Origin of the sequence: Bacillus sp. DHT2 (assembly GCF_026241455.1) — a bacterium.
GTDB classification, from domain to species: domain Bacteria; phylum Bacillota; class Bacilli; order Bacillales; family Bacillaceae_G; genus Bacillus_A; species Bacillus_A pseudomycoides.
Genome location: NZ_JAPHWH010000003.1, coordinates 370629 through 386815, shown reverse-complemented (window position 1 = coordinate 386815; position 16187 = coordinate 370629). Strand labels below are relative to the sequence as shown.

Below are 16187 nucleotides of genomic sequence, written 5' to 3'. Positions count from 1 at the left end.
TACTAAAAGTAGAAAGACAGGATAAGGGAGCGAAAGATTTGGAAGAGAAAAAGCTAAAAAGAATTCTTGAATATGTATGGATTGCAGTTGTGCTCCTTGTTGGATATTATTTTTTGAAAGATAAAAGCAAATGGGTTCTGTTTTTAATGACTTTTCTATTAGCAGGATTAGGAGCGTTGTTTATTAACTTTTTCTTTGATAGTGTAACTGCATGGAAAAAGAAAAAGAAGGAAACAAAATAATAAAGTAAAACTTTAATCAGTGGGGGATTTCTTCATCCCCCACTAATCGGGCTTTTGTGGGCAGTTCATGTGGGATAAAGGAGAATGAATATGAAAAAATGGAGGCCTGTGTACCAATTGGTATTGTAAATGATTCGTTACCAATAGGAAATTGTGCCTGGTTTACAGCTTGCATCGACATATTGTTCATTCTACAAACGTTAACAAAAAAACAAACTCGAACGTAAAGCAGCTCGCTAATATAGCGAGCTGTTTTTCATGCTTTTTTTTGTTCATCATTATTTTCTTTGGTCAGTAAATGGCTATTACGTCTAGAGTAGAAGAAATATACACATAGTCCAATGACAAGCCAAACAGCAAATCCTTTCCAAGTTGTTGCAGAAAGGTTAATCATTAAATAGAGACAACAACAAATTGCAACAATTGGTAATATAGGTACGAATGGTGCACGGAAACCTCTTTTTAAATCTGGGTGTGTTTTGCGTAAAATAAGTACAGCAAAGCAAACGAATGTAAAGGCTGTTAGTGTACCGATGTTCACTAAATTTGCAAGTAGATGTAAATCTAGTAATCCTGCTAATAAAGCTGCTGCAATGCCAGTAATCCACGTATTTAATAGAGGTATTTTAACTCTTTGATTCACGCGAGCTAATGCTTTTGGAAGTAGCCCATCACGGCTCATTGCATAGGAAACGCGAACTTGCCCATACATAACGACTAAAATAACGGTTGTCATTCCTGTCATTGCACCGACAGCTAATAATCCAGCAATGGTGTCTTCACCAACGAAATGAAGCGCAAAAGCAACTGGATCTGAAACATCTAGTTGTGTATAAGGAACCATCCCTGTTAAAACAAAGGATACAATCATATAGAGTACCGTACAAATGAGAAGGGAACCGATAATTCCAATTGGTAAATCTCGCTGTGGTTTTTTCGTTTCTTCAGCAGCTGTTGCAATGGCATCAAATCCTAGAAAAGCAAAAAATACTGTTGCTGCACCTGTAATAATCCCATCATATCCAAATGGTAAAAACGGTGTCCAATTTTCCGGTTTGACGTATTTTGCACCTGCTACGATAAAGGCAATAATCACTGCTAATTTAACTAATACCATAATATTATTAATGCGAGCACTTTCGCGTACACCGAAGCTAAGAAGCAGTGTAATAAAAAGTAAAATACATACAGCTGGTAAATCGATTATTCCGCCTTTTCCCATTCCAGGGGCCGAGGCGATAATGGCGGGTAGATGAATATTAAATCCGGAAAGTAACGATTGTAAATATCCTGACCATCCGACAGCAACCGCCGCAACTGCCAGTAAATATTCTAGCATTAAACACCAGCCAACAATGAAGGCAACGACTTCTCCAACTGTCATATACGCATATGTGTAAACGCTTCCTGAAATAGGGATAGAAGAAGCAAATTCTGCATAGCAGAAGGCCACACATGCACAGGTAAATGCAGCAATAAGAAAAGATAGCATAATACCAGGACCAGAATGTTTGGCCGCAACAATACCTGTTAAGACGAAAATACCTGTCCCAATTACAGCTCCAATTCCTAAAAAGGTTAAATCTAACGCAGTTAACGTTCTTTCTAATTGCCGTGGTGATTCAGTAGTAAGTGGTTTTTTTCGTAATAATGATTTCACTTGGACTCTCCCCTCATTCTTCGATTTTCACAACTGCGAATATAATACGAGCCCACTGCAAAATAGTCCATAAGCGAATAGAGGTACAGTTGTGTGCTTTGATAAAAAATCTAGAATTGCTGTAGTCATTTTATTATAATTCAGAATATTTTGTCAAATAAAAATGTAACAAATAAAATCTTAGATGTAAGGAAAAACTAACACCAAAAATAGATGTATTTTATAAAGTAGGAGAAGATATTATGCTGTTTTATTTTGAAATTGTCGTTATTTTACTTTGTACGAAATTAGCTGGTGATATTAGTGTTAGACTTGGTCAACCATCGGTACTAGGAAAATTAATTGTTGGAATTATTATTGGTCCCGCTGTTTTTGGAATTATTAATAGTTCTGAACTTATTGATGAACTTAGTGAAATTGGTGTTCTGTTACTCATGTTTATGGCAGGATTAGAAACTGATTTAGAGGAATTAAATCGCAATTTGAAATCTTCATTCGCAGTAGCGATGGGAGGTATCATTTTTCCTTTCCTCGGTGGATATTTGGCGGGACTCGCATTTGGGATGTTACAATCACATGCCATTTTCCTAGGATTACTGCTCTGTGCAACATCAGTGAGTATTTCTGTTCAAACATTGCGAGACTTAGGGAAAATGAATACAAGGGAAAGTACAACAATTTTAGGGGCTGCTGTATTTGATGACGTTATCGTTGTTATTTTATTAGCCTTTGTTATGAGTTTTTTAGGCACACAAGATGTGAGTATTACACTTGTTATCGCTAAGAAAATCATTTTTTTCGTAAGTATTGTTTTCATTGGATGGAAAGTGGTTCCGTGGATTATGAAAATGTTGGTGCCGCTCCGTGTGTCAGAGGCGTTAATTAGTGCAGCACTTATTATTTGTTTTTCATTTGCTTACTATAGTGAGCAAATGGGGATTGCTGGTATCATTGGTGCATTTGCTGCAGGGATTGCCATTTCACAAACAACATATAAACACGAAGTAGAACATAAAATAGAACCGATTGCCTATGCGATTTTTGTACCAATCTTTTTTGTTAGCATCGGGATGGAGATTACATTTCAAGGTATCGGAAACCAAATTTGGTTTATTGTCATCATGACGATTGTTGCCATTATCACAAAGCTAGTGGGGTCAGGCTTAGGAGCGAGGTTAACAGGTTTTAACTTAAAGTCTTCGATTAGCATTGGGGCTGGGATGGTATCGCGTGGAGAAGTAGCGTTGATTATCGCAGCTAATGGATTAACAGCGAATCTATTGGCGAAAGAAAATTTCACTGCAATTGTAATTGTTGTTATCCTTACGACGATTATTACACCACCGTTATTGAAGAAGTATTTTGTGTAAAGAAAGGGGCTTATCGAATGTCGATAAGTTCCTTTTTTATGAATATAAAAAATAGTAATAGTGTAGAGTGGCGAAGTAATAATTGTGTTAAAATTTATGTGTGCTTTAGTACTAGAAGGAGAAAAATGAATGAAGATTACATGGAAAAAAGTTATATGTGTAGTTGTAATTCTTTTAATGTGTTTACCATTTACATTAGGAAAAGAATCAAAAGTTAAAGATTTTCCTGTTTCTGTTTTCTCTTCTTATATTGCAGGAGATGATTCGAAAGGATATAGATACACTTCCTTTTTACCTGATGCTGCAATTTGGATAAATGGATGGGAAAAGAAGTGGTCGGAAGGAGAAAGGACGGTCTATCAAAAAGGAGATCGAATTGTAAATGTGTTTCATCCTCCTGGTGAAGATGTCTTTTATCTTTATGATTCGCAAGATATGGAATTGGGATATGAAAAATAAAAGCAACCGTAAGGAATGGGGGATGAATGGTGAAGGCGTCAACGCTACTATTTAAAATAGAAAATCATATGAATCAATTTTCACCAGCTGAAAAAAAGGTTGCCAAGTATATAATGGAGAATGCAGAATTTGTTCCTAATTTAACAACAAAGGAAGTTTCTAATAATGCAGGATCCAGTGAAGCAAGTGTCGTACGCTTTTGTAAAACGATTGGTATAGGAAGTTTTAAAGCTTTTAAGTTAGCGCTTGTTAGAGAATTAACAATTGCCGATTATAATATTAATGATTTTTCAGTGATGAACACAGAGGATAGTCCGTTTGATTTATTCAATAAAGTTACATATGTCAATAAGGCTGCGATTGAAGCGGGTATTACTGCTATTGATAAAAAAGAGTTAGAAAAAGCAGCAGATGCCATTTTAGGAGCAAAGAAAATATTATTTTATGGAGTGGGTGGATCAGCTACGCCAGCAATGGATGGAGCGTATAAGTTTACTCGTCTAGGGTTTACGGCTATGATGCTATCTGATTTTCATATGATGCTCCCGCTTGTTACTAACTTAAAACAGGGAGATATATTTGTCGCTCTTTCAACATCTGGCCGGACGAAGGATGTACTAGAAATGGCGCAATATGCTAGTAGACAAGGTGCTACTGTTATCGCTATTACAAAGCTAGATCAATCGTCTCCGTTATATAAAGAATCACATATCCGTCTTTGTATGCCAGATGTAGAACAAGATCATCGCATTGCAAGTATTGCTTCAAGAATGACGCAACTTAATATAATTGATGCTTTGTATGTGATTACATTTAATAGGATAGGTAATCAAGTGTTGGATAAATTTACAGAAACAAGAGAAGAAGCAGTACGATTACGGAAATTGAAGTAAAGGAAAAGATGAGATGAAACTCATCTTTTTATTTTGGTTAAATAGACACAATTTTGTTATAAAAAGAAATTTCGTTTCATAAAATACAATACAAATATTGATTTTAAGTTTCGTGAAGTTATAATGAAAGTGTGAAATTAAATTTCAAAGAAGGTGAGAATATGTTAGAGAATTTATCAACAGAACACCGAAATGAAAATACGATGAATTTAGACGAGATGAGCATAAGAGAAATTTTACAAACAATGAATCGAGAAGATTGTAAAGTCGCTGTAGCGGTTGAAAATGAAATCGAACAAATTGAAAAAATTGTTCAAAGTGTTGTTTCATCTTTTCAAAATGGTGGACGATTAATTTATATTGGCGCTGGTACAAGCGGACGACTAGGAATTTTAGATGCTGTCGAGTGTCCACCGACATTTGGGACAGATGAGAAACAGGTACAAGGATTTATAGCAGGTGGATTGAAAGCGTTTACTAAAGCTGTGGAAGGTGCAGAGGATCGAGAAGATCTTGCAGTAGATGATTTAAAGGCGATTCAGTTAAGTAATAAGGACACTGTTATTGGAATCGCTGCAAGTGGTAGAACACCTTATGTAATTGGTGGATTAAAATATGCAAATTCTACGGGAGCAAGTACAGCTAGCATTTCCTGTAATAAGGGAGCAGAGATAAGTAAATTTGCAAAAATTAGCGTGGAAGTAGAGACAGGTGCAGAAGTGTTAACAGGATCTACACGCTTAAAGGCTGGAACCGCACAAAAGTTAGTACTGAATATGATTTCAACTGCTTCTATGATTGGCGTAGGGAAAGTCTATAAAAATCTAATGGTTGATGTTCAGTCGACAAATGAAAAGTTAGTCGAGCGTTCCAAACGAATTATTATGGAAGCGACGGGAGTAGATTACAAAGAAGCGGAAGCATATTACGAAAAAGCAAAGCGTAATGTGAAAGCAGCAATCGTCATGATATTACTACAGTGCGAATATGGGGAAGCACTTGAAAAATTAACAGATGCGAAAGGATTTGTGAAAAAGGCATTATAAAAAGTGGGGAGGGGGATTTTACAATGAAGAAAGAACAGCGGGTGGCAAAAGAGATTACAGAGCAACTTGGGGGAACGAAAAATATTCGTGGTATTGCACATTGTATGACGAGGTTACGTTTAACACTTCATGATGAAAGTAAAGTGAATATGGAACTTTTGAAAAAAGTAGACGGTGTCATGGGTGTGATTGAAGATGAAACATTGCAGGTCGTAGTTGGGCCTGGAACTGTAAATAAAGTAGCAGCCGAAATGGAGACTTTGACAGGGTTACGAATTGGTGATGTTGCTGATTACCACCTTGAAGATCTTGGCCAAGAAATGAAATCAGCAATCAAGAAGAAAAATAATACGCCTGTTAAAAATTTATTAGGAAAAATCGGTAATATTTTCATTCCATTAATTCCAGGTCTTGTTGCATCAGGAATTATAAATGGTGTCGCTAACTTTGCTAAAAATGCGGGGGCAGATCCAAATGCAACATGGCTGCAAATGTTACTTTTAATTGGCGGTGGTATTTTTACATTCTTAGGTATTCTAGTTGGCTGGAATACGGCAAAAGAATTTGGTGGAACTCCAGTTCTCGGAGCGATTGCAGGTATTTTAATTTTCAACCCAGCTATGGCAAATGTGAAACTATTTGGTGAAGCAATGGTGCCGGGGCGCGGTGGATTATTCGCTGTAATCTTTGCAGCATGGCTTATGGTTGTAGTGGAAAGACAAGTGCGAAAAGCAGTACCAAATGCAGTTGATATTATTGTGACACCGCTTATTACGGTATTAGCAGTGAGCTTAGTAACGATGTTAGCAATTCAGCCAGTGGCTGGTTTTCTATCTGATGGAATTACAAGTGGCATTAATGCAATTTTAGATGTTGGCGGAGCATTTGCAGGCGCTGTACTCGCAGGAACATTTTTACCGCTCGTTATGGTGGGACTACATCATGGTCTAACACCTATCCACATGGAATTTATTAATCAAACTCATGTAACACCGTTACTACCGGTTTTAGCGATGGCAGGAGCGGGGCAAGTTGGGGCAGCGATTGCGATTTATGTAAAAACGAAAAATAAGCGTCTTCGTAATGTAATTAAAGGAGCACTACCGGTTGGTTTCTTAGGAATTGGTGAACCTTTATTATATGGGGTCACATTACCACTTGGTAAACCGTTTATTACGGCTTGTTTAGGTGCAGCTGTTGGAGGTGCATTCCAGGCAGTTATGAAAACGGCTTCACTCGGAATTGGTGTATCAGGATTATCGTTAATTCCGTTAATCGCTGATAATAAATATTTATTATATTTTCTTGGTCTTGTCATTGCTTATGTATTTGGTTTTATCTTTACGTATTTCTTCGGGTTTAAAGAGGAAATGGCAGAGAACATATAGAGAAAGGGATTCCTTTCTCTTTTTTTCATGATAAGTAGAAGGAGAGATTACTATGATAGGAGTTTCAATATATCTTTCAAAGGATCGGATAGAAGAGCAAGAAAAATGGTTGAAAACGGTAAGCGAATACGGCTTTACGTCTATTTTTACTTCTCTTCATATTCCAGAAGACGATCCTACAACTTATAAAGAGTTAATACAAATACTTGGGAAGCAAGCGGAAAAATATGAGATGGAACTAATGGTGGATGTTTCACCAAATTCTTTACACCATTTAGGTCTTATGTATGAAAATGTGGAACAGCTATTAGATTGGGGGATTACTGGGTTACGTATTGATTATGGTATAGATCCGAAACAAATTGCACGTATATCACACAAAATGAAGATTGCATTAAATGCTAGTACAATTACTGAATCATTTTGGAATACGCTTCTTGAGGAAAGTGTGAGAGTAGATTGTGTAGAAGCATGGCATAATTTTTATCCACGTCCTGAAACAGGGCTTGCTAAATCATTTTTACAAAAGCAAAATCAATTTTTGCGTGAATGCGGTATAAAAACAATGGCATTTATTCCAGGTGATGGTGAAAAAAGAGGACCTTTATATGAAGGGCTTCCTACATTAGAAAAACACCGATATATGCGTCCGCTTGAGGCATATTTGGAACTTGTGGAAGATTGCTTCGTTGATAAAGTATTAATTGGAGATATAAGTGGGAGTTTACAAAGAGTACAAGAAATTACAAGTGCAAATAAAGGGATTATTCCAATACGTTATAAACCGCTGATTAGTGAAAGAGAAGTATTAGAAACAGTAGAGCGAGTACATACGAATAGGCTTGATCCAGCGCGTGATGTCATTCGTTCTGTAGAATCAAGAGAAGGACATACTATTATTTTACCAGCGATGAATACAGTTCAAAGAAAGATAGGGAGTATTACAATTGATAATGAACTGTACGGTAGATATGCAGGTGAAATACAAATCGTTATAAATGATCTATCAGAAAATGAAAAGGTGAACGTAATTGGAACGGTTTTCGAGGAAGATCTATCATTATTGTCTTACGTAAATGCAGGAAAGAAATTTGAACTTATCTCGAAAGAATAGAAAATTATTGATGTTTTTTCGAATGTATTTCCACATGTCGAGCCTTGTAGGAGTGCTATTTTTTGTTAAACATTATCCGTAAAATGGATAATGTTTTTTTATTTCTATTAAAAAAAGTATTTGACGAATAAAAAGAAACAATGTATTGTTTTGTCTTGTTAATAAAATGTTTATATAACAAAACAAAAAGGAGAGTTTAGAATGAATCAATATATTGGTAATTTAATTATTCGTATTGTGCTAGGAGTTACGTTCTTTGCACATGGCTTAGCAAAGTTTCAATCAGGTATTGATAATGTAGCAGGTTGGTTTACAAGCATTGGCTTACCAGGTGGTCTCGCATATGGGGTTGCAACATTTGAATTAGTTGGTGGTCTATTATTAATCATTGGCTTAGGTGTTAGATATGTGGGATTATTATTTGCTCTTATCTTGGTTGGTGCAATTGTAAAGGTAAACGGAGCAGCTGGTTTATTAGGAGACGGAAAGAATCCTGGATATGAATTAGATCTTGCATTATTAGCAATGGGTGCGTATTTATTTGTTGTAAAAGCAGAAGGGTATGTAGATCGTTTCTTAAAAGAAAAAGTACTCAAAGCAAAATAAATTATTATATAAAGCACTGTTCTTTTCTGAAGAAGATTTATGAAAAGAACAGTGTTTTTGTATATATCTATTTTGCTGGGGAATTTTTTGGATATTAAAGTATTGACTTGGCACTTGGTTGTAACTATAATTATTACAACGGAGCAATTAGCAATGAAGTGTGAGTTGTAAATAGATAGCATATTTTTTTGGTCTAATTGTAACTATTTCAGTTACAACTCAGGGTTATTATAACAAGTAAGGAAATATAAAATAATAAAAGTGTAAATGTATATAGAAAAATGGAGGAAACAACATGTCAAAATTACATTTAGAAGTCTTTACAGGATCTGAACAAGCCTTTCAAGTTACATCAACGATCATTTATGGAGACAAAGATGCAATTCTTGTGGATGCACAATTCTTATTAAGTGATGCACACCGTTTAACAGCTCAAATTATTGAAACAGGAAAGAACTTAACTCATATTTATATTACGCATTTTCATCCAGACCATTATTTTGGCTTAAATGTATTACATGAAGCATTTTCAAATGCAAAAATTGTAGCATTGCCAAATACCGTAGAAGATATTCGAAATACATTTGAAAAGAAAGTTGAGCAATGGAAACCGTCTATTGGACATAATGTCCCTCATCAACCTATTATTCCCGAGGAGTTAAAAGAAGATAAGCTTATTTTAGAAGGGAACGAACTGCTTGTTAAAGGTGGTTTACAAGGTGATACACCTAATAACAGTTATGTATGGATTCCGTCATTAAAGGCTGTGATTACAGGGGATATTGTTTATAACAACACATTCGCATGGACGTTAGAAACGGATGTAAAAGCTCGTACTAAGTGGTTAGAAACATTACAAGAAATTGAAAACCTACATCCAGAAATTGTTGTAGCTGGTCATCGTGGTTATGATACACCAAATACAGCAGATGCAATTGAACATACTCGTAAATATTTAATCGCATTTGATGAGGTTCTTGCGGAAAACCTTTCAAGTGAAGAAATTCAAACTGCAATGAAGAAATACTTTCCAAATGTAAAAGCACTAGAAATCGGACTTGTTTTAGCAGCAAATGCATTTGGAGGGAAGAAATAATGGAACAAAAAACAAATTTAGAGATTATCCGAAGCACATATGAAGGGCCATCTTCTTCAAATGCAAAACATTTACTAGAAGCTCTTTCTGAAAAAGTAGAATGGACAGAGGCGGCTGGTTTTCCTTACGGTGGGACATATATTGGTGTGGAAGCAGTAATGGAGAATGTATTTAGTCGTTTAGGATCGGAATGGAATGATTATAAGGCGAGTGTAAATATGTACCATGAAGTAGAAGGAAAAGATGTCATCATTGCTGAAGGAGTTTATTCGGGAATTTATAAAGAAACTGGCAAAGCATTTGAAGCAGATTTCGTTCATGTATGGCAGCTTGAGAATGGAAAAATCGTAAAGTTCAAGCAATATGTGGATAGTCACGTTGTTAGGGAAGCGATGAAAGCTTAAAAATGATAAACAAATGGAATCGGCTATTTGCAGGCTATTCCATTTGTTTTTGTAACAATTAGAGGAGATATCAAAATACATAATATGAAAAAATGGATAATAAGGGCGATTACGACTATCGCAATTGTAATGGGTGTTATATTTGGCGCTTATAAATTTCTTGAGTATGCCGAAGTAGAGGATAAACGTTTAAAGGAGCAGAAAGTAATTGCTCAAAAGGAAAAGAAGGTAGTGGAAGAAACGCCGCGAGTTAGTGAAGATGAAATCATATCTACTATGCATAAGATGGTACATCAAAAAGTAAAATCCTCTGAGAAATGGGGATTTATTGAAATGACACAAAAGGAAATTCGTAATGCAAAGAAAGCTGTAGAGAGTAGCAAAAATTTTAATTATAAATCAAAATTACTTTCCATTTTAGAACGCTGGGAAAGAGGGGATTTTTCGCAAACAGTTGAGGAACATAACTTTTTTTGGGAAATTCAAGGCGGTGATACTGGAAAAGCAACAGAACGTTTATCGCCAGCAGAAGAACAGCAATATTTAAAAGAAATGAGAAGTAAAAAGTGAAGAATGTAAAAACATCGCCATTATGTTAAAGATAATGGCGATGTTGATCTATTAAGAGTGCTGCCGTACTAAAGTTTGGCTAGGCTGATGAGCAACTGTTTTAAAATGAGAAAATAAATAACAGCCAGTAACAACGATAATCGTCCCAAAGATTTGGATCCAAGTTAGTTCTTCTCCTAAGAAAAGAAACGCTAAAACGGCAGTGAAAATTGGATTGAAATTTAGGAAGATACCTGATGTAGTTGCTCCTAATTTTTGAACGCCAATATTCCAAAACACCATACAGACCACAGTTGAAATTAAGCCTGTGTATAGTATTGAAGTGATAAATGAAGCATTAATATGAGAGACCGTAAAGTTTGGTATGTTAAATGGAAGCAATATGATAACGCCAAAAACTCCTGAATACAAAGTTGCCATCATCGGCGTAGTTGTTTTTGTTGCCCATTTACTACAAACAGAATAAATGCCCCAAATACAAACCGCAGCCATCATCCACAAATCTCCACTATTAAAATGTAATGAAAATAACAGTGCGATATTTCCTTTTGAAAGGACGAGAATTACACCAAAAAAAGAAAGAATCATAGAAAGAATTTGAAGTATATTTATTTTTTCCTTTAAGAATAAAGATGAAAAGAGTGCAATTGAAATCGCGTTTAACGTAGAAATAAGTCCAACGTTTGTTGCGGATGTTTCTTCTAATGCTAAGAATTGAAAAATGTTAAAGAGAACAACGCCAGTGACTCCCATAAGTAGTAAGGGAAGAATTGCAGCGCGCGGTGGAAAAAGTTTCTTTTCTTTAAACCAAACAATTGGTAATAGACAAACAATCGCAATGATCCATCTTAAACTTGTGAGAGTCATCGGAGAAGCATGATCGACAAGAGATTTTCCAACGACAAAGTTCCCCCCCCATAGTAAGCTTGTTAGCAATAATAAAAATACATAAAAATAAGGCATAGTTTGGAACTCCTTTTATTAGTGTATAAATTGAAAAACTGATAAAAAACCTTTCTTTTTTGGGGGAAGAGAGGATCCGTCCATGGATAGAAGCGGTCAGGTCCTTTTTTAGCCCCATGCCGAGAAAAAACAAAAAGAGAAAATGAGTGTATGTCCTTTTTTGTTTTCATAGCAGTGACTTATATGTTGAAAACACAAAATGGATTTATATCGTATGAATTGTAAATAATTTTAGCATTTTTCTTTGTTATCTAATATATTCTTTTGTATAATGGTGAAAATTCAATAAAATGTTTTGTTAAGGGTTATAATTAAGAAATTTTATTCAATTTCATTCAGTGTATTATATGTTTTTCCGAAGAATCGTCGGTAAAGAAAAGGAGGGTTTTTATGGAGTCATCAGTTATTAAAGTGTTAGATGATTTAGACGTACAAATTTTAGATATTTTACAAAAGGAGTCACAAGTAAGTAATGCCGAACTTGCACGTCGTGTTAATTTATCACCGGCTGCGATGCATGCACGAATAAAAAGGCTAGAAGGTGAAGGTTTCATCGATAAACAAGTCGCGATTTTAAATCAAGAAAAGCTTGGATTCGATTTATTATGCTTTATTTTTATGAGTACAAATATTCATCAATCTGAAAAACTAGAGGTATTGGAAAGAGAACTGGAATCTATGCCTGAAGTGCTGGAGTGTCATTGTTTAACAGGTGAATATGATTATTTACTAAAAGTCGCGAACCGAGATCGAAAGGAACTGGAGCATTTTATTAGGAAGTTAAATAAGTTAGGAATTACAAGGATACAAACGAGCTTAGCGCTGCGTGAAATTAAGTATTCTACAGTATTACCGATAAGAGATTCGAAAACAAGTACTGAATGAGATATAAAACCATTTTTTAGATGGGAGAGAGGGTCCGATCATGCGAAGAAGCGGTCAGGGCCTTTTTTAGCCCTATGCCATGTGAAAACAAAGGGAGAAAATGAGAGAGATCTTTTTTTATTTTCATAGCATCGACTTGTATGTTGAAAAAGCAAAATAATTTAATATAGGACTTATTTTTTGGAATGAGTATATCTAAAATTCAGAATAATAATTGACGTGTTTAAGGAGTGGGTGTATTATTATATAAATTTATGAATTAATATACATTTTAAGTTATAAATATTTAATTTGAGGAGATAAATCATGCGAATTTCAAATGCAATTACAAGTGATGTGAAAGAAATATATAACTTAATAGAAATATATTCGAAAGAGGGAGTTGTTCTACCGCGCTCACTTTTGTCCCTTTATCAGTATTTACAGTGTTTGTATGTTGTGAAAGAGGAAGGAGAAATTTTGGGAGTTGCTGGTTTACATGTTTTAGGAGAAGATCTTGCCGAAATACGATCATTAGTCGTATCGGATACATATGCAGGTAAAGGGTTAGGACGTATGTTAGTCAATCATGTAATAAGTGAGGCTTCTAAAATAAAGGTAAGAAGGGTCATTTCTTTAACGTATCAAACTACATTTTTTAAGAAGTGTGGATTTGATTTTGTTGATAAGGAATCGCTACCTGAAAAAGTGTGGATTGATTGCAGACATTGTCTGAAATTTGATTGTTGTGATGAAGTTGCGATGATTCGGTATGTGATTTGAGGTTTAGTATGAAATAGATAATTAAGATAAACAGAAGGAGGAGGGGATAGCCTCCTCGTTAATTAAATTAATGTATGTCCACCTTCAACATGAAGAGTAGTTCCAGTGACAAATTGATTTTGCATTAAATATAGTACACCATCAGCTACATCTTTTGCCTGTCCAACTCGTTTGACAGGGAGTTTATTTGCTATCTCCTTATAAAATTTGTCCCGCGCTTTCAGCGGCATTTTGCTACGTGACGGTGTATCAATAATGCCAGGAGAGACGATATTTACGCGAATAGGAGCGAGTTCTAATGCTAATGTTTCTCCAAGATTAGAGACTGCTGCATTTACTGCACCAAGCGTAGCTGAACCAGCCATTGTTTTATAGGCAACTACGCCTGAAAATAATGTGATTGATCCGTCTTTCGTAATCTTAGGTGCACCATATTTTGCAGCATAGAATTGTCCCCAAAATTTATTTTCGAACAACTGGCGCGTTTTGCTTACTTCTGTATCAAGGAAAGCTCCTCCGAATGTTTCAGCTGCTGTAATAACTAAATGATGGATTGTATTTATTTCTTCAAAGAATGATTGTACTTGTTGCTCGTTTGTTATATCAAGTGTATAAGTTGTTACATTTCCCGCTAATACCTTTTGTGCCTCTTTTAATTTGTCTTCGGATCGGCTGGCGATAATAACATCTGCACCTTGCGCTAATACCAATCTTGCTGTTTCTAAACCAATACCTGAACTCCCGCCAATAATAGCTACTTTTTTTCCTTTTAGCATCTTTATGCCTCCTAATTATTTCGTTTTTACTTTGTTGCCATCATTGTAGTTTGAAGAATTCCATATTTGAAGTAGTGATATTTATTTCATATAGTTACATTTCGGAAAGTTTTTTATTATATAAGGGGAATCGGAGCGGAAAAAATTTAAAGTACTTTAACTAACAAAAAAGGACCCACGGGTCCTTTTTTGTTAGTTTTCTAGAGTTAGCCCAAAGCGCTTTAATTCGATAAAAATACCTTCTAATTGTTTCCCTTTATCCGTGAGGGTATATTCCACTCGGGGAGGAACTTCAGGATAAACCTTTCTTGTTACAATACCTTGGCCTTCTAATTCCTTAAGGCGAAGTGAGAGTGTTTTTGGGCTGATACCATCCATTGATTTTAGCAAATCACTAAAGCGCAATGTTCCTTCAATAAGAAGGTCCCGAATAATTAAAAATGTCCATTTTGTTCCAATTACGTCGAGTGTTTTTGCAATAGGACAAGGTATACCAGGTGAACCTTTCGTTAATACAATCGGATCTATATTGCTCATGGAAATAGCCTCCATAAAAATTTTTTGAATTGATTTGCTTTATAGTATCACAAAACTATCCTTTTAGTAACTATATGAAAAAAATATCACTACTTCCAAAAGGGAAATTACTACATATAAAATAGTGTTAGGAACCACAAATAATTTCTAAACTAAGGAGGTGACTATGATGAAAATAAAAAATCAAACAAAAAAGTTATGGTGGTCATTTAGTTTTCTCGTGCTTTGCATTGTCGTAATCGGTACCGTGCTTACTGCGTGCAGCAATACAAAAATGTCTGCTTCTAAAAGTGAAATTCAATTGTTGAAAGGCAAGCCAGAGCCTAAAACAATGACAATCGATCCTTCATTAAATCAAAAAGAAGTTACAGCAATGATTCATGCAGCCCAACGTTTTTATGCATTTTGGGATACTGGCAATGAGGAGCTTATTCCACAAACCGTTACAGAGAAATTCTTTGATAATACGTTGCCAAAAGGGCGCCCACAAGGTCCCGAAGGCTTAGCATTTGCTGCAAAAAACTTTCGTAAAGTCGTTCCGGATATACATTGCGAGATTGAGGATTTATTAGTGGTTGGTGATAAGGTCACAGCTCGTCTATCCTTTACAGGAACACATGATGGAAAACCGATTAACTTTTTTGCCATTGATATTTTACGTATAAAGGATGGAAAAATTACTGAAGATTGGCATCTAGAAGATAACCTTACTCTTATGCAACAACTTGGAGTAGTAGCTGAGAACTAAATGATAGCGGTACGAAAAAATGTGGATTTAGATAGATGCAATTCAATCAATAAAAAATAAAGGGGAAGAAAATGATGAAAAATATATTAATCATAAATGGTCATCAAAAATATAGTGCCGACGGAGGGAAATTAAATCAAACATTGGTTGATCGCATGGTCAGTCTACTAAGTGAAAAGAGTCATGTGAAAACAACGATTATTCAAGATGGATACAATATTAAAGAAGAACAACAAAAGTTTTTATGGGCGGATGTTATTATCTATCAAACACCGATTTATTGGTTTAGTGTACCAGGATTATTTAAAACGTATATGGATGAAGTATATGAGTACGGCCTCTTTTTTAAAGGAGGAGATCAATATGGAGCAGGAGGGTTATTAACAGAGAAAAAATATATGTTTTCCACTACATGGAATGCACCTAAAACAGCGTTTCAAGATTCCTCACAATTCTTTGAAGGTCAGAGTTTAGAAGAAGCAATTGGTCATTTGCACCGAGTACAGAAATTTATTGGTATGAGTCCTTTAAAGAGTTTTGCGTGCTATGATGTAGTCAAAAATCCTAATATTGATATGTTTTTAGCAGAACTTGAAATGCATGTAAAAGAAGTGGTGAACCTTTCCTAAATTTTAAAAATAAGTAGCTAGTAAAACCTCAATCTGAAG

At 35.3% G+C, this 16187-nt stretch carries 20 protein-coding genes; 16 read left to right on the top strand and 4 right to left on the bottom strand.

The genetic code is table 11. From position 1 onward, the window contains the following. Positions 1-38 precede the first annotated feature (38 nt). Both ORL93_RS10760 and ORL93_RS10755 read left to right on the top strand, forming a co-directional pair. Positions 39-242, top strand: coding sequence for a hypothetical protein (locus ORL93_RS10760; RefSeq protein WP_033671378.1), 204 nt, complete (start codon positions 39-41; stop codon positions 240-242). 98 nt (positions 243-340) lie between these two features. After that, entirely contained in the window at positions 341-469 is a 129-nt protein-coding gene (locus ORL93_RS10755; protein WP_097793684.1) for an RpiR family transcriptional regulator, read from the top strand. Between the two features lie 29 nt (positions 470-498). Here ORL93_RS10755 and bcaP read toward each other — a convergent pair whose 3' ends face one another. Then, positions 499-1902, bottom strand: a complete 1404-nt coding sequence (gene bcaP / locus ORL93_RS10750; protein ID WP_098160825.1) for a branched-chain amino acid transporter BcaP — start codon at positions 1900-1902, stop codon at positions 499-501. 242 nt (positions 1903-2144) lie between these two features. Here bcaP and ORL93_RS10745 point away from each other — a divergent pair, with 242 nt between their 5' ends. The 10 genes from ORL93_RS10745 to ORL93_RS10700 all read left to right on the top strand — a co-directional run bounded on the left by ORL93_RS10745 (position 2145) and on the right by ORL93_RS10700 (position 10848). Then, complete coding sequence (locus ORL93_RS10745; protein WP_097793686.1) at positions 2145-3272, top strand: cation:proton antiporter; 1128 nt, start codon at positions 2145-2147, stop codon at positions 3270-3272. 129 nt (positions 3273-3401) lie between these two features. Beyond that, on the top strand, positions 3402-3731 hold the full coding sequence (locus ORL93_RS10740; RefSeq protein ID WP_006093639.1) for a hypothetical protein: 330 nt from the start codon (positions 3402-3404) through the stop codon (positions 3729-3731). Between the two features lie 29 nt (positions 3732-3760). Continuing rightward, the gene (locus ORL93_RS10735) at positions 3761-4624 is read left to right on the top strand and encodes a MurR/RpiR family transcriptional regulator (RefSeq protein WP_097793721.1); all 864 of its coding nucleotides are present in this window, start codon (positions 3761-3763) and stop codon (positions 4622-4624) included. Between the two features lie 161 nt (positions 4625-4785). Next, positions 4786-5670 (top strand): N-acetylmuramic acid 6-phosphate etherase, encoded by an 885-nt coding sequence (gene murQ / locus ORL93_RS10730; RefSeq protein ID WP_040119165.1) that lies wholly within the window; start codon positions 4786-4788, stop codon positions 5668-5670. A gap of 23 nt (positions 5671-5693) precedes the next feature. Then, positions 5694-7058 (top strand): PTS transporter subunit EIIC, encoded by a 1365-nt coding sequence (locus ORL93_RS10725; protein ID WP_097793687.1) that lies wholly within the window; start codon positions 5694-5696, stop codon positions 7056-7058. Between the two features lie 52 nt (positions 7059-7110). Next, positions 7111-8172 carry a DUF871 domain-containing protein gene (locus tag ORL93_RS10720; RefSeq protein WP_097793688.1) on the top strand — a complete coding sequence of 354 codons (1062 nt, stop codon included), beginning with the start codon at positions 7111-7113 and terminating at the stop codon, positions 8170-8172. Between the two features lie 201 nt (positions 8173-8373). Next, entirely contained in the window at positions 8374-8778 is a 405-nt protein-coding gene (locus ORL93_RS10715; protein ID WP_003195449.1) for a DoxX family protein, read from the top strand. A 295-nt stretch (positions 8779-9073) separates the two neighbouring features. Then, entirely contained in the window at positions 9074-9874 is an 801-nt protein-coding gene (locus tag ORL93_RS10710) for an MBL fold metallo-hydrolase (RefSeq protein WP_097793689.1), read from the top strand. Then, entirely contained in the window at positions 9874-10278 is a 405-nt protein-coding gene (locus ORL93_RS10705; RefSeq protein WP_006093645.1) for a nuclear transport factor 2 family protein, read from the top strand. The genes ORL93_RS10710 and ORL93_RS10705 overlap by 1 nt, the downstream gene beginning before the upstream one ends. Positions 10279-10362: 84 nt before the next feature. Continuing rightward, on the top strand, positions 10363-10848 hold the full coding sequence (locus ORL93_RS10700) for a PRK06770 family protein (protein WP_033798653.1): 486 nt from the start codon (positions 10363-10365) through the stop codon (positions 10846-10848). Between the two features lie 51 nt (positions 10849-10899). Here the strand turns inward: ORL93_RS10700 and ORL93_RS10695 are convergent, their stop codons facing one another. Next, complete coding sequence (locus tag ORL93_RS10695; RefSeq protein WP_097793690.1) at positions 10900-11811, bottom strand: DMT family transporter; 912 nt, start codon at positions 11809-11811, stop codon at positions 10900-10902. Positions 11812-12201: 390 nt separating this feature from the next. Between ORL93_RS10695 and ORL93_RS10690 the strand changes: the two genes are divergently transcribed. Next, positions 12202-12696: an Lrp/AsnC family transcriptional regulator gene (locus ORL93_RS10690; RefSeq protein WP_033797450.1), complete on the top strand. Its 495-nt coding sequence runs from the start codon at positions 12202-12204 to the stop codon at positions 12694-12696. 306 nt (positions 12697-13002) lie between these two features. Continuing rightward, complete coding sequence (locus ORL93_RS10685; RefSeq protein WP_006093649.1) at positions 13003-13458, top strand: N-acetyltransferase; 456 nt, start codon at positions 13003-13005, stop codon at positions 13456-13458. Between the two features lie 62 nt (positions 13459-13520). Here ORL93_RS10685 and ORL93_RS10680 read toward each other — a convergent pair whose 3' ends face one another. Both ORL93_RS10680 and ORL93_RS10675 read right to left on the bottom strand, forming a co-directional pair. Continuing rightward, positions 13521-14234 carry an SDR family oxidoreductase gene (locus ORL93_RS10680; RefSeq protein WP_006093650.1) on the bottom strand — a complete coding sequence of 238 codons (714 nt, stop codon included), beginning with the start codon at positions 14232-14234 and terminating at the stop codon, positions 13521-13523. A gap of 192 nt (positions 14235-14426) precedes the next feature. Continuing rightward, a complete protein-coding gene (locus ORL93_RS10675; protein ID WP_018766856.1) occupies positions 14427-14771 on the bottom strand; it encodes a winged helix-turn-helix transcriptional regulator in 345 nt (114 codons plus the stop codon). A 166-nt stretch (positions 14772-14937) separates the two neighbouring features. Here ORL93_RS10675 and ORL93_RS10670 point away from each other — a divergent pair, with 166 nt between their 5' ends. Together ORL93_RS10670 and ORL93_RS10665 are read left to right on the top strand one after the other, a co-directional pair. Next, positions 14938-15519 (top strand): ester cyclase, encoded by a 582-nt coding sequence (locus ORL93_RS10670; RefSeq protein WP_029427468.1) that lies wholly within the window; start codon positions 14938-14940, stop codon positions 15517-15519. A 74-nt stretch (positions 15520-15593) separates the two neighbouring features. Continuing rightward, a complete protein-coding gene (locus tag ORL93_RS10665) occupies positions 15594-16148 on the top strand; it encodes an NAD(P)H-dependent oxidoreductase (protein WP_018782329.1) in 555 nt (184 codons plus the stop codon). Positions 16149-16187: the final 39 nt, after the last annotated feature.

What these genes read in the sequence shown, in the direction of transcription:
- ORL93_RS10690 (WP_033797450.1), top strand. Translation starts at nt 12,202, where the DNA reads ATGGAGTCATCAGTTATTAAAGTGTTAGATGATTTAGACGTACAAATT.
- ORL93_RS10710 (WP_097793689.1), top strand. Translation starts at nt 9,074, where the DNA reads ATGTCAAAATTACATTTAGAAGTCTTTACAGGATCTGAACAAGCCTTT.
- ORL93_RS10670 (WP_029427468.1), top strand. Translation starts at nt 14,938, where the DNA reads ATGATGAAAATAAAAAATCAAACAAAAAAGTTATGGTGGTCATTTAGT.
- ORL93_RS10720 (WP_097793688.1), top strand. Translation starts at nt 7,111, where the DNA reads ATGATAGGAGTTTCAATATATCTTTCAAAGGATCGGATAGAAGAGCAA.
- murQ (WP_040119165.1), top strand. Translation starts at nt 4,786, where the DNA reads ATGTTAGAGAATTTATCAACAGAACACCGAAATGAAAATACGATGAAT.
- ORL93_RS10745 (WP_097793686.1), top strand. Translation starts at nt 2,145, where the DNA reads ATGCTGTTTTATTTTGAAATTGTCGTTATTTTACTTTGTACGAAATTA.
- ORL93_RS10705 (WP_006093645.1), top strand. Translation starts at nt 9,874, where the DNA reads ATGGAACAAAAAACAAATTTAGAGATTATCCGAAGCACATATGAAGGG.
- ORL93_RS10725 (WP_097793687.1), top strand. Translation starts at nt 5,694, where the DNA reads ATGAAGAAAGAACAGCGGGTGGCAAAAGAGATTACAGAGCAACTTGGG.
- ORL93_RS10685 (WP_006093649.1), top strand. Translation starts at nt 13,003, where the DNA reads ATGCGAATTTCAAATGCAATTACAAGTGATGTGAAAGAAATATATAAC.
- ORL93_RS10680 (WP_006093650.1), bottom strand. Translation starts at nt 14,234, where the DNA reads ATGCTAAAAGGAAAAAAAGTAGCTATTATTGGCGGGAGTTCAGGTATT.
- ORL93_RS10665 (WP_018782329.1), top strand. Translation starts at nt 15,594, where the DNA reads ATGAAAAATATATTAATCATAAATGGTCATCAAAAATATAGTGCCGAC.
- ORL93_RS10715 (WP_003195449.1), top strand. Translation starts at nt 8,374, where the DNA reads ATGAATCAATATATTGGTAATTTAATTATTCGTATTGTGCTAGGAGTT.
- ORL93_RS10675 (WP_018766856.1), bottom strand. Translation starts at nt 14,771, where the DNA reads ATGAGCAATATAGATCCGATTGTATTAACGAAAGGTTCACCTGGTATA.
- ORL93_RS10755 (WP_097793684.1), top strand. Translation starts at nt 341, where the DNA reads ATGGAGGCCTGTGTACCAATTGGTATTGTAAATGATTCGTTACCAATA.
- ORL93_RS10695 (WP_097793690.1), bottom strand. Translation starts at nt 11,811, where the DNA reads ATGCCTTATTTTTATGTATTTTTATTATTGCTAACAAGCTTACTATGG.
- ORL93_RS10740 (WP_006093639.1), top strand. Translation starts at nt 3,402, where the DNA reads ATGAAGATTACATGGAAAAAAGTTATATGTGTAGTTGTAATTCTTTTA.
- ORL93_RS10700 (WP_033798653.1), top strand. Translation starts at nt 10,363, where the DNA reads ATGAAAAAATGGATAATAAGGGCGATTACGACTATCGCAATTGTAATG.